This is a genomic window from Bradyrhizobium jicamae, assembly GCF_018130695.1.
Classification (GTDB): domain Bacteria; phylum Pseudomonadota; class Alphaproteobacteria; order Rhizobiales; family Xanthobacteraceae; genus Bradyrhizobium; species Bradyrhizobium jicamae_B.
The window spans coordinates 271,070-283,250 of record NZ_JAFCJX010000007.1; the positions used below are offsets into that span (position 1 = coordinate 271,070).

At 63.1% G+C, this 12,181-nt stretch carries 12 protein-coding genes and 1 pseudogene; 10 read left to right on the top strand and 3 right to left on the bottom strand.

Going from position 1 to position 12,181, the window contains the following annotated elements; translation table 11 throughout:
• Nucleotides 1-149: 149 nt before the first annotated feature.
• From JQ604_RS12695 to JQ604_RS12715, 5 genes are all read left to right on the top strand, one after another.
• Complete coding sequence (locus tag JQ604_RS12695; RefSeq protein ID WP_212357718.1) at nucleotides 150-551, top strand: response regulator; 402 nt, start codon at nucleotides 150-152, stop codon at nucleotides 549-551.
• A 59-nt stretch (nucleotides 552-610) separates the two neighbouring features.
• Nucleotides 611-1,486, top strand: coding sequence for a dienelactone hydrolase family protein (locus tag JQ604_RS12700; protein WP_212357721.1), 876 nt, complete (start codon nucleotides 611-613; stop codon nucleotides 1,484-1,486).
• Between the two features lie 13 nt (nucleotides 1,487-1,499).
• Entirely contained in the window at nucleotides 1,500-2,111 is a 612-nt protein-coding gene (locus tag JQ604_RS12705; RefSeq protein ID WP_212357723.1) for a LysE family translocator, read from the top strand.
• 615 nt (nucleotides 2,112-2,726) lie between these two features.
• Nucleotides 2,727-3,953, top strand: a complete 1,227-nt coding sequence (locus JQ604_RS12710; protein ID WP_212357725.1) for a GGDEF domain-containing protein — start codon at nucleotides 2,727-2,729, stop codon at nucleotides 3,951-3,953.
• 34 nt (nucleotides 3,954-3,987) lie between these two features.
• The gene (locus tag JQ604_RS12715) at nucleotides 3,988-4,608 is read left to right on the top strand and encodes a peptidoglycan recognition protein family protein (protein WP_212357728.1); all 621 of its coding nucleotides are present in this window, start codon (nucleotides 3,988-3,990) and stop codon (nucleotides 4,606-4,608) included.
• Between the two features lie 104 nt (nucleotides 4,609-4,712).
• Here JQ604_RS12715 and JQ604_RS12720 read toward each other — a convergent pair whose 3' ends face one another.
• Complete coding sequence (locus JQ604_RS12720) at nucleotides 4,713-5,684, bottom strand: LysR family transcriptional regulator (protein ID WP_212357731.1); 972 nt, start codon at nucleotides 5,682-5,684, stop codon at nucleotides 4,713-4,715.
• Between the two features lie 38 nt (nucleotides 5,685-5,722).
• Between JQ604_RS12720 and JQ604_RS12725 the strand changes: the two genes are divergently transcribed.
• From JQ604_RS12725 to JQ604_RS12740, 4 genes and pseudogenes are all read left to right on the top strand, one after another.
• Entirely contained in the window at nucleotides 5,723-7,363 is a 1,641-nt protein-coding gene (locus JQ604_RS12725) for a tetratricopeptide repeat protein (protein ID WP_212357733.1), read from the top strand.
• A complete protein-coding gene (locus JQ604_RS12730; RefSeq protein ID WP_212357736.1) occupies nucleotides 7,360-7,932 on the top strand; it encodes a tetratricopeptide repeat protein in 573 nt (190 codons plus the stop codon). Before JQ604_RS12725 ends, JQ604_RS12730 begins: the two co-directional genes overlap by 4 nt.
• 64 nt (nucleotides 7,933-7,996) lie before the next feature.
• Nucleotides 7,997-8,155: pseudogene (locus tag JQ604_RS12735) on the top strand (peptidoglycan recognition protein family protein); the annotation flags it as partial.
• 294 nt (nucleotides 8,156-8,449) lie between these two features.
• Entirely contained in the window at nucleotides 8,450-9,916 is a 1,467-nt protein-coding gene (locus JQ604_RS12740) for an adenylate/guanylate cyclase domain-containing protein (protein ID WP_212357739.1), read from the top strand.
• A gap of 66 nt (nucleotides 9,917-9,982) precedes the next feature.
• Here JQ604_RS12740 and JQ604_RS12745 read toward each other — a convergent pair whose 3' ends face one another.
• On the bottom strand, nucleotides 9,983-10,399 hold the full coding sequence (locus JQ604_RS12745; RefSeq protein ID WP_212357741.1) for a hypothetical protein: 417 nt from the start codon (nucleotides 10,397-10,399) through the stop codon (nucleotides 9,983-9,985).
• A gap of 613 nt (nucleotides 10,400-11,012) precedes the next feature.
• Here JQ604_RS12745 and JQ604_RS12750 point away from each other — a divergent pair.
• Nucleotides 11,013-11,276 carry a hypothetical protein gene (locus tag JQ604_RS12750; protein WP_212357743.1) on the top strand — a complete coding sequence of 88 codons (264 nt, stop codon included), beginning with the start codon at nucleotides 11,013-11,015 and terminating at the stop codon, nucleotides 11,274-11,276.
• Between the two features lie 68 nt (nucleotides 11,277-11,344).
• Here JQ604_RS12750 and JQ604_RS12755 read toward each other — a convergent pair whose 3' ends face one another.
• Complete coding sequence (locus JQ604_RS12755; RefSeq protein WP_212357745.1) at nucleotides 11,345-11,941, bottom strand: imm11 family protein; 597 nt, start codon at nucleotides 11,939-11,941, stop codon at nucleotides 11,345-11,347.
• Nucleotides 11,942-12,181: the final 240 nt, after the last annotated feature.

Here is a 12,181-nt window from a genome sequence, read left to right on the forward strand (position 1 = left end):
AGCTCCTCGAATGATTGTGCAGGACGGGACGGAAAGTCGTGCGGTTCCCCATTTTTCTCAAATTGGAACCGAACCATCCAGCGATTTTAGGCATTTTATCCGCGTGACTTTTTGCAACCCCGAACCATCGATTGAAGGGAGGCACACAAATGGGCCAGTCAAAACCCTATCGTGCGAAGGCGTTGGTGGTGGAAGACGATCCGATGCAGCGTGAGATGATCGGTTTGTTGCTTGAAGAGAGTGATTTCGACGTGATCGAGTGCGAGAGCGCGGAGGCGGCCGAACTCGTATTGCAGGATGCCGGCGGCAGCGTCGTGCTGATGATGACCGACGTCGAGCTCGCCGGCCACATGACCGGCGTCGAGCTCGCCCATGTCGCGCGGAAGTACAATCCCGATCTCGACGTCATCGTCACCTCGGGCAAGCCGCTGCGCGAGAGACTGCCGGATGGCACCGTGTTCTGGCCCAAGCCATGGGCGCCGCTGGACGTGATCCGGGTCGCAGAGACCAAGGTGTCGGCGATGCATGAGGGAGGCCGGCGGCTCTCATAACGAAGTTGTCAGCACGTGCGCTGCTTCCGCCGGTTGGGCCGCCATGATATTTCCGGGCGATGTCCCGCCTGCGGCTCTCCATCGCGCTGGTCTCGGTGATGCTGTCGTTCGTGGCCCCTGCCGCGACCGCGGAGACGATCCATTTCCCGTCGCTCGATGGCGCGACCAATCTGGCCGCGCACCTGGTCCGCCCCGAAGGTGACGCGCCGCGGCCGGCCGTGGTCATGCTGCACGGCTGCTCCGGCCTGGTGAACAGCAGGGGTCACGTGCTGGCGTTGTACCGGATGTGGGCGCGGGCGCTGGAGGTGCAGGGCTATGTCGCGCTGATGGTCGACAGCGCGACCTCGCGCGGCTTTGGCCAGACCTGCTCGGCCAGTCCCGACCGCACCGTGATGTGGCGCGACCGTCCGAAGGACGCCTATGCCGCCCTGCAATATCTGCAGGCGCAGCCCTATGTGCGGCCCGACCGCGTCGCGCTGATGGGCTGGTCGCAGGGTGGCGGCGTGGTGCTGCTGACGATCAACGACAAGAGCATCGGCCGGCCCGCGGGGCTGACAAGCGATTTTCGTGCCGCGGTGTCGTTCTATCCCGGCGCCTGCAGCGACCGCCTGCAGTCAAAGCCCTTCACCCAGGTCGAGCCGAACGGCTGGAGCAGCAAGACGCCGCTGCTGACGCTGTTCGGCGAGGCCGACACCTGGACGCCGTTCGCGCCCTGTGACGCCTTCCTCACGGCTGCGAAAGCGCGCGGCAATCCGGTCGAGCTGAAGAGCTATCCGGATGCCGTCCATGCCTTCGATGCGCCGGACCTGCCGCGCCGTGAGCTGCCGGCCTATCAGGTCGGCCATGGCCCGATGCCCGTCATCGGTACCGATCGCGCCGCGCGGGCCGATGCCTTTGTCCGGGTGCTCGACTATCTGAAGCGTAACCTGGAATGATTGGGGATCCGCGATGACGCTGTCTTTCCTGCTGACGACGCTGATCGTGGTCGCTTCCCCCGGCACGGGCGTGCTCTACACCCTGGCGGTGGCGCTGACGCGGGGCTCGCGGGCGAGCATTGCCGCCGCCTTCGGCTGCACGCTCGGGATCGTCCCGCAGATGTTGGCGGCGATGCTCGGGCTCGCCGCCGTACTGCACACCAGCGCGCTGGCGTTCGCGGCGCTGAAATGGTGCGGCGTGGTCTATCTGCTCTATATGTCCTGGCAGGCGCTGCGCGAGCGGGGGGCACTGGCGGTCGACACCGAGGTCAAACCGACATCGAGCGGGCGGGTGATCATAACAGCCGTGCTGATCAACATCCTCAATCCCAAACTGTCGATTTTCTTCCTCGCCTTCCTGCCGCAGTTCATTGACGCCACCGACCCGCATCCGCTGGCGCGGATGGTGGAACGCAGCGGAGTCTTCATGGCGATGACATTCGCGGTGTTCGCGGTCTACGGCCTGTGCGCCGCCTCGGTCCGTGACCGCGTCATCACCCGGCCGAAGGTTCTGGCCTGGCTGCGGCGGAGCTTTGCCGCCGGCTTCGCCGCGCTCGGCGCCAAGCTCGCCTTTGCGGAGCGCTGACGGCGTCCGATCCGATCGGCGGTGGTGACAACAAAAAAGCGGGCCACTGGCCCGCTGTCTTTTCATTCGTCTGGTTGGGTGCCCGGGCAGGGCAGAGCCGCTACCCGGGCGAGATCATCGAGTTACTTCTTGGCCTTCTTCTTCTTGGTGGCCTTCTTCGCCTTCTTCGCCTTCTTCGCTTTCTTAGCCATAGTATCCTCTCAAGGTTTAATGGATTGAACGCGACTCCGAGGCATGCTTGGCGGAGGGCCAACCTCGCAACATCCTCAAGGATAAACTCAGCAGATTCGCAGCCTGCTGCCGCCTGCTGTCACCGCGCTGTCATCACGTTATCCACAGCGATTGTGGGTTTTGGACGCGGTTTCGCACAATTCGTCGCGTCGTGCGCCGCCACCGCGTCGCGCCCGCTCATGCTTAACGATGCGCAAACGCGGCAGATAGGTTTGTTCATCAATTCAAAACCACGGCATTGATTTGCTGTTCCCGGTCAGAGTCCGTTAAGCGCCGCGGCTGCATCCTGCTCCGTAAGACAACGGGGATTGTCGCTGGAGGAAGCCCGGGGGCGGGCGGTTTGAGAACAGGGGAGACGGGACAATTTCAGTCCCGGATAGAGCGATGCTGAGCGTTCCGACGCTTTGGACGGTATTCATCATCAATTTTCTCGCGCTTGGCCTGATCTGGGCCTACGTGATGAAGAGCTATCCCTCGTTCGCTGCTGCCCGGTTCTGGACCGGCTCGGCCTTCGCCGCGGCGGCGGGAGCTGCCTGCGCGATGGTGCGCGTGCTGCTGACGGACTCGCTGGTGCCGCTGATGTTGGCCGGCACCACGCTGGTCTTTGCCGCCTGCCTCGCCGCGATGGGCATCCGCCGCTTCTACGGCCGCGACGTCAGCTGGCGCAGCACCGTGCTGATCACGGGCCTCGCCTTCGTCTCGATCGGCACCTTCATCTTCGGCTATGACAGCATGCAGCTGCGGATGCTCAGTTACACCACGGCGCAGATCCTGCCGATGGCGCTGTCGATCAGGCTGCTGCTGTCGTCCGAGCACGGCCGCGTCAGCCCCGGTGCCCGGCTTGCCGGCATCGTCTCCGGCATCATCGTCGCCATCTATCTGGCCCGCCTCACCGGCGCGCTGCTGCATCCCGGCGGGGAGTTCTCCTTTGTCCAGTTCAACCAGGTGCAGTCGGCGCTGGTCCTGGTGCTGGTGTTCCTGTCGATGGCGCTGAATTTCGGCTTCCTCTTGATGGCGATGGACCGCCTGCGCAGCGAGGTCGCGGATCTTGCGCTGCTCGACGACCTCACCGGCGTCGGCAACCGCCGCCATCTGGTGCAGCGGCTGACCGAGGAATGCGCGCGCTCGGACCGCAGCGGTGAGCCGTTCTCGCTGCTCGTGATCGATCTCGACGGCTTCAAGGGCATCAACGACACCCACGGCCATGCCGCGGGCGACGCCTGCCTGCAGCATTTCACCCTGATGGCGCAGACGCGCCTGCGGCCCGGCGACATGCTGGCGCGCACCGGCGGCGACGAGTTCTGCATCGTGCTGCCGTCCTCGACCTTGCGCGAAGGCGCGATGATCGCCCGCCGCGTGCTCGAGGTCTGCCGCGCCGATGCCGAGCAGTGCATGGGCAACGAGATCCCGATCGCGGTCTCGATCGGCGTCGCGCAATGGAGCCGCGACATCGGCAACCATCCCGACCGCCTGATCGCGGCCGCCGACCACGCGCTCTACGACGCCAAGAAGGGCGGCAAGAACGGCTTTGCGACCTACGAGCCCGCGGCGCCTGCGCTCGCGCCCGACATGGCCGAGCTGGTCGAGGCAGCGCTGCGCAAGCGGGCCTGACGTGCTATGGCGGGTTGTCACCGGACCCGCCCGTATGATCCTCCGCCTGCTCGCTATCCTCCTCGCCCTTGCATTTGCCTGCCCCGCGATCGCGGGAGCGCCCGACCTCGCCACGATCGCGCGCGCCCAGGGCACGCCTGATATTCCCGGGCTGAAGATGGTCTGGCTGTCGCCCTGGGGCGACGTCGAAAAATCCCACCCCTGGCGCAACATCATCGTGCACCAGACCGAAGGCCCGGCCGGCTCGGCGCGCGGCGGCGCGATGGAGCAGCACAAGAACCCGACCCGGCGCGGCGTCATGGTCTGGGTCGAGACCGACGGCACGGTCTATTGGTCGGTCGCGGAAAATCTCGTCCCCACCCATGGCGACGGTGGCAACCGCAACGACAACAAATACATCGACAACGGTCCGACCTATCGTCAGGTGGTCGGCAACAACTCGATCGGTGTCGAGTTCGCCGGCAATTATCCCGACGTCACCCGCGGCCCGACGGAAGCGCAGATCGAGGCCTGGCGGGTGCTGGTGAAGGTGTTGCGCGCCCGTTACGGCATCCCGCTCGACCGCGTCTATGCGCACAACTGGATCGACTTCAAGGACGCCCGCTATTGCGAGGGCTGCGCGCTGGCGACGATGGCGCGGGAGTGGGGGGAGTAGGGCGCACTCATGAGAACCCGGGGCGCCCGCTTTCGGGGGCGAAGCGGAAGCCGCCACGCCCTTGGGATATCGCCTTCTGACCCAAAGCGGAGGTCCGGCAGAACTCAGATCACAGGCTGGCTCGGCTTCGCCAGAGGAGGCGCGCGTCTGACGTAGGCGCGTCCGGGAAACGCGCGCTGAGCGTGAGCAAACAACTCGTCCACGAACATTTCAGCATAGGAAGGCAGGGCACGTCGTGGATTCCAGCAGACGCCCACCCATCGGCCGACTGATGTGCCGCGGTGGACAATTGGGATCGCACGCAAGTCTCCACGAACAGCGGAAGTAGAGGGGACGACCGCGATTCCGTGGCCGACTGCTGCCAGTTCGATAAGAGTGTGCGCCGTGGTGCTTTCCATGAGCGCCGGCGGCCTTACATTTGCGCCCTCGCACTCTGCATCGAACCAGGCCCGTGAACCGTACCCGCGTTGAAGCAACAACAGAGGATGCGCCGACAGCTCCTCCACCTCGACGACCTTGCGACGAGACAGCGGATGCGTCTTGAGCAACACCGCCAGTGCATGGACGGGAGCCAGCAGCCGGTAGGAAATCGCCCCACCGAGCACGGGCATGATTGTCAGATGAACCTCGCCCCGTTCAAGACGGGCCCTTTGCTGGGAGTCACCGCCCTCCACCAGTTGTATGTCAACTCCAGGATGACGGAGCCGATGGCCTGGCAGAAAAGGAGCGATCAGGTTCGCGATGACTTGAGGGGTCGCGCCAACCTTGAGCGTACCGGTCCGCCCGCCGCGCAACGCCCGCGCGTGTTCGATCAGAAGCTCGGAATGGGCCAGCAGTTGCCGGCTGCGCTGCAGCAGGTCTTCTCCGTGTGACGTCAGCCGAAGGCGACGACCAACCTGCTCGAACAGGGCAACGCCGAGCTCGACTTCCAGCGCATCGATCTGCCGCGAGGCGGCAGGCTGACTCAGATTCAAACGCGCACAGGCCCGGCCGAGCCCGCCCATTTCGGCAGTCATCACGAAAGTGCGCAGTGCGCGAAGATGTACCATTGTTGTGCTTTCTGCATGATATTTCACCCGATATTTGCATTCGACACAACGGAATTCGGCGGCGCATGATGCCGGGCATCGCGAAATGGCGGAATCGGATCATGGGCTGTTCAAAAAGCCTTGCCGGCATGACAATCGCAGCTGCGGCGCTTGCTCTATCTGCCGGGCTCATTGCGGCGCAAACTGACCAGCAGGATGACAAGTTGGGCAAGCTCAGCTTTTCGACGTCCTGCGATCCCAAGGTGCAGGCTGAGTTCGAGCGCGGCGTCGCGATGATCCACTCTTATTGGTTCCTGATCGCCCGCCGCACGTTCGAGGACGTGTTGAAGCAGGATCCAGACTGCGCGATCGCGTATTGGGGTATCGCCATTGATCTCCTCAACAATGTCTTTGTCGCGCCGCCGCCGCGCGCAGACGCGGACGCCGCCTGGGCGGCGCTCGAGAAGGCGCGTGAGGTCGGCGCAAAAACGCAGCGTGAACGCGACTGGATCGAGGCTTTGAGCGCCTACTACCGCGACCACGAAAAGACGCCGGTCAACCTCCGCCTATCCAACTACAACAGGGCGATGGGGCAACTGGCCCAGCGCTATCCCGATGACTACGAGGCGCAAGTCTTCTATGCTCTCACCTTGCAGGCGTCGGCATCACCTTCTGATACGACCTATGCCAACCAGCTCAAGTCAGCGGCCATTCTGGAAAAGCTTTATCGGCAGAACCCACAGCATCCGGGCGTGACGCATTTCACCATCCACGCCTATGACTTCGCCCCGATTGCCGAGAAGGGCCTTCCCGCGGCGCGGCGTTACGCCGATGTCGCGCCAGCCGTGCCGCACGCGCGACATATGCCCTCGCACATCTATTCGATGCTGGGACTGTGGGAAGATTCGATCGCGTCGAACGCTTCGGCAATCTCGATCCAACCCGACTATTACCACGCGGCGGATTTCTCGGTTTACGCGTACCTGCAGCTCGGACAGGATGAAAAAGCGAAAGCACTAACCGAGAAGTCGATTGCGACCGCGGATCGCGGCGACCGACCAATCGTCTTCGCCAACTTCACCGCAAAGAACGCAATGCCGGCGCGCTACGTCCTGGAGCGCGCCGACTGGGCGGGCGCTGCGGCGCTGCCGCTCAAGCCAAGCCAGTATCCGGCGGCGGATTCGGTGACCCGGTTCACGCGCGGGCTCGGCATGGTGCGCAACGGCGATCTCGCCGGTGCGAAAGCCGAGATCGAGGCGATCAAGGCACTCCGAGCGACACTGGAGCAAGCCAACCAGTCCTATTGGGCAGACCGTTCGGAAGAACAGATCCTGGCGATCTCGGCTTGGATTGCACTGCGTGAGGGGGCCCGCGATCAGGCGATCAAGTTCATGCGCACTGCTGCCGACAGCGAGGACGCGAGCATCAAGAGCGTGGCGATGGAAAATCGCCTCTATCCGTTCCGCGAGTTGCTCGGCGAGTTCCTCCTCGAAACGGGTCAGCCGGCTGCCGCGCTGAAGGAATTCGAGACCGCGCTGCGGCAGACGCCCAATCGCTATCGCGCCCTTCTTGGAATCGCACGCGCCGCGAACGGAGCGAGCGACCGTCAGAAGGCCGTCGAGTACTACGGCAAGGTCGTCGAGCTCGCCAGGACTGCCGACAATGAGCGGCCCGAGACTCGCGAGGCCAAGACGTATCTCGCCGGCCAAAAGGCGGGCAGCCGATGATGCGCCGGATCGCCTCGGCCACCTTCCTCGGCGTATTGATCGCGGGGAGCTCGCTCTATGTCGCGAACGGTGCAGCTTGGCAAAAGGCGATCACCGGTTGGCTCGGCACCTCAGCCGAGACGACGTTGGCGGCGGAAACGTGGCCGATCTGTACCTCGATGACCGAGTTGGGAAGCGAGTCCGACTGGGCGCAACTCGATCCCGATTTCGCGGCCGGCAAGCGAGCCCTCGCGGCGGAAAACTGGGATGAGGCGATCAGGGCACTCAGTCTCGCTGTTCTGCGCGATCCCTTCAACGCAGACATACAGAACTACATTGGCTATGCTCATTATCGGCTTCGACAGCTCGGTCCCGCCATGGGGCACTATCAGCAGGCGCTGACGTTCAATCCTCGTCATCGTGGTGCTCGCACACATCTGGGCGAGCTTTTCCTGGCACTTGGCGAGCCCCGCAAGGCGCAGGATCAGCTCGCTGCGCTGAAGGAGATTTGCCTTATCTCATGTGATGAGATCGCCTATCTCGAGCACGCGATCGATACGGGAACGTGGCGCCCGGCCTTGCCTGAATAAAGATCACACGCCTGTCGCCAGACTGCAGATCGAGTTCGGTCGAAACGTCCGTTTATGGCCCTTAGCCGACATGGCGGCCTGGCGGGTGCTGGTGAAGGTGTTGCGCGCCCGTTACGGCATCCCGCTCGACCGTGTCTATGCGCACAACTGGATCGACGTCAAGGACGCGCGTTATTGCGAAGGCTGCGCGCTGGCGAAGATGGCGCGGGAGTGGGGGGAATAGGGCGGCGCTTCGTAGGATGGGTGGAGCGCAGCGATACCCATCATCTCACCGGGCGGCACGAAGGTGATGGGTATCGCTTCGCTCCACCCATCCTACAAACTTCAAGGACGGCCCGCTTTTGGGACGAAGCGGAAGCCCGATCCGACCTCAGGGATATGGCCATCTGATCCATATGCGACATGGCCGGATTGGTCAGCAGGACGTGTTGCCACTGTGTTATGATTTGGCCGGCCCGGCGGCTGATAGCCTGAATGGCCGGCGAAGCTGATAGATTGTTACCGTCAGGAGCTGGCGATGACATCCATTGATGAACGGCTTCTTGAAGCCAAGATGACCCAGATCGAGCAGGCCCGTGCCTGGAGCCCGCGCGTCATCTCCAAGTTCGAAACGCTGATCCGCAGCGGCGACGAGGTCAGTGTTTACCGCGCCAACCCCCTGGCCTTTGCGCGTGATCGCGGTGTGGCCGAGCCGGAGTCGATCGACCTGTTCCTCCACGCCGCTCGTGCCGGGCTGGTCGACCTGCATTGGGACATTCTATGCCCCCATTCGGGCCTGGTGCTGGAAAGCTTCGGCAAGCTACGCGCGCTCCGAAGCCATTTTGTCTGCGGCCTGTGCGATATCGAGGGGCAGACGGAGCTCGACGACTTTATCCAGGTTTCTTTCTCCGTCGCGGCGCAAGTCAGGCGCCTCGCGCTGCACGACGTCGACAACCTCTCGATCGAAGACCTGCACTGGAAGCTGAAGTTCGCCGACACCGGGCGGCTGCCTGGCGGACAAGCCCGGTTTGTCGATGTCCTGCGCACCCTCGTGCGCGGCATGACATATCTGCCATCCGGCGTGACGACGACGCTGCATGCCGAGATTGGGCCCGGCGCCCTCTCCGGCGTCAACGTCCAGACCCAGGCTGGCTTCACGCTACCGGTCGTGGACTCATCCGCTGCTGCCGGCCCGGCGCCCAACACGCCGACGATTGTTCGTGTCACCTACGATGGGCAGCGTTTCACGTCCGCGCTTTCGGCCGTGCCGTCGGGGCCTGCGGTCTTCGAGATCAGCAACACCGGCCCCAAGCGCGGCTCGCTACTCCTGATCAACTGGCCGCCAGAGATCGTGACCATGCCGGAGAAACCGACGCTCGAGTTCGACCCCTACGTGTCCGGCGGCATGCTGTTGACGCGGCAGACCTTCCGCAAGCTGTTTCGCTCCGAGCGTGTGGACGAGGAGGAAGGCCTTGGCATCCGGCAGGTAACCCTCCTGTTCACCGATTTGAAAGGCTCGACCGCGCTCTACGAGCATCTCGGGGATCTCAATGCCTATGCGCTGGTACGGGAACACTTCGCCCTGCTCGACGCAGTTGCGCATCAGCATGCCGGTGCAATCGTGAAGACCATCGGCGATGCCGTCATGGCAGCGTTCTCCCGGCCGGCGGACGCTGTGGCGGCGGCGCTCCACATGTTGCAGGACATCGGCCGGTTCAACCGCGAGCACGGCCAGCCAGCGATCATTCTCAAGATGGGCGCGCACTGCGGGCCATCCATTGCCGTAACTCTCAACGAGAATCTCGACTACTTCGGCCAGACCGTGAACATAGCCGCGCGGGTGCAATCATTCGCCGATGCCGGCGAAATCTGTCTGACGGAAGCACTCTACACGGCGTCCGGCGTTCGTGAGCTGTTGACGGGCCGGGATGTCGAGGGGTTCGAGGCGCCGCTGCGCGGCGTCGAGGGGAGCGCACGAGTCTATCGCGTTACTGGTCGATCGTAGCGTCGGGTCCGCAAAAATTCGCTCAACCAGGCGTTTCGATCGAATTGTGCTTTACATGCAGTGAGGTCATCCGCCCGGCCCCGGAATGAAGCAGCGCCACTTGGGACTCATTCCTCCATCGGGGGTGTAAATCGGCGACCACCAAACCATCGCCATGCCGCTGAGGTTCTGACGGTTCAGTACGACGGAGTCTGGCACGTCAAACCATTGCCCGGGTTCGCTTGGTCGATGCGGATGCTTCAGCAGGACTCTGTAGCCATTATTTGCCATATCCCACTCGGCCTCCGCGCGTTGGCCATCTCCGCTGTCACAGCACGGCTCCCCTGCCTTGTTCTTGAGACTTTTGAACCAGGCGTTCAGCTCTGGTCGCATCAGGTCATGCGGATAGGCTGTGTTGATCCCGACAAGCGTGACCGCACACACTCCAACCGCGCGAGCGATCAAACGATAAAGATGCACGGGGCGTCCACTGGAACTGGTCATCAAAACCTCCGTTCCCAACCCGTTTGCGTGGGCCGTTGGGACTACGATAAGGTTCAACCGGAGTGCACGCGTTAGACCTACCCCATCTGACTTACCTACGCGGACGAGCAGCTAGGGTATGTATCCACCCGCTGCTTCCCCACTTCCGTCAATTTTGATCGCCATGTCAAACGTGGGAATTTTCGCCGAAGCGTGGCTGCAGGAGTCACGCGATCAATGTTTTGTCTCAGTGATTGCAGGACGGCAAATGAAAACCGCAACGCTTGCCCTTGCTTTGTTGGCGGCGGGAGTTTGGCCACACGACAGCGCGAGATGTCAGACGTCGCTGTCCCCACCGCTTTCGCTTGCGCCGCCGCCATCGAATGAGGTGGTGGCATCTCCGGCTGCTACCAACAGCGTTTGGCCGCCGATGGCGGCCCCCAGCGTGTCGCCGCCGCGAGCGGCTGCCGCAAGTCCCACGCCTTCGACCAAGAGCAATGTTGGTTCGTCACAGGCAACGGATGATGTTCCGCCGCCGACGGCGACCGCCAAGGGTTCGGTACGGCCCCGAGCCGCCAAGGATGTGCCGCCACACACGACCGCCCCACGATCTGCCATTGTCGAGCACACGCCGTTGGAGTCCGGCAGCGTACCGCCTCCGCATGTGATCGAGGGGGCGCCGTCGTCGGTGAGGCCGGCCACCGATCACGATGGCTTCAGCGTCGGCATCAGCGATGATGATGACACGTCAAGCCGGCCGGCGCGGCCCGTCAAGTCGCGCCGGGCAAAGCAGCCAATCAATCAAGAAGCAGATCGTGCCTCTGGGCAGCAGTCGGTCGATCCCGGGGAGGATGACAAGCTGAAGGGCAAGCTTACGATTTGCCGCGGCTGCAAGTAGCCGGCGCCCCCTGGGGGGCTCTAGCGATCAAGCCTGCGAGAACCTTGAGCCTTTCGGATCAGTCCGGTTTACCCGAGCTTCCGGGCGACGAGTTGCTTAGGAAACCTCGCGTTCAGACCTTGCCAGATATCGTCGCGCAGGAAGATGTGCTTCTTGTTTGAAAAAAAATGAACGGTCGGGCGATCCAGGTCGGCCTCGCGCCAAATCGGCGGCGTCTCCTCGTTTGTCGGTTTGAATTTGACTGCTGAACCCAAAAAAGCTCCGCCTGTGAGAGCGCGGCTCTCCCTACCATCCGGCGCACGCACAATGCGTAGACCGGTGGGGCTCTGATCCCAGTCGATCAGTTGCGCACGCGGCAGCACATCGAAAAAGAAATAGGCCGCAGCCGCCCTGATGCGCTCGGGTATCTTTAAATTCAATGGGAAGAAGGCAACACAGCCTGGGGCCAGTTCTTCAAGGGCTGCTCGGCCGCGGTCGGAAACAAAGCGGAACCCATCGCCCGCGCTGTTGATATCTGACAGCTTAAAGTGACTGTCGAGGGCCGTCTCCGCAGGGATGTTGCTCTGCTGCAGCGGGCTCCCCTCAATTTGCTTTCGTAACAAGTCTCCCGAAGCGCCGGCACCGCGTTTCCAGGCGCGTGGTGTGGGCTCAAACAGATGGACCATCAGATCCGTTCCTGGAGGGAGACCCCGGTTGAAGGCGTCGGGAGGATGCGTGACAGGCTCGTGCAAGTCTACTCCCCGTAGGTAATCGAGAACAGATGTCGGCTTCAGGTCCTTAGCCGACACGAGCTTCGGCGATAGGTGGATTCATGAGTCCATGCCGCAGATCGAGATGTGCGTCGAGCACCACCTTGCAAAAAACAAAAAGGCCGGCGTTGCCGCCGGCCTTCGCATCTCCTGAAC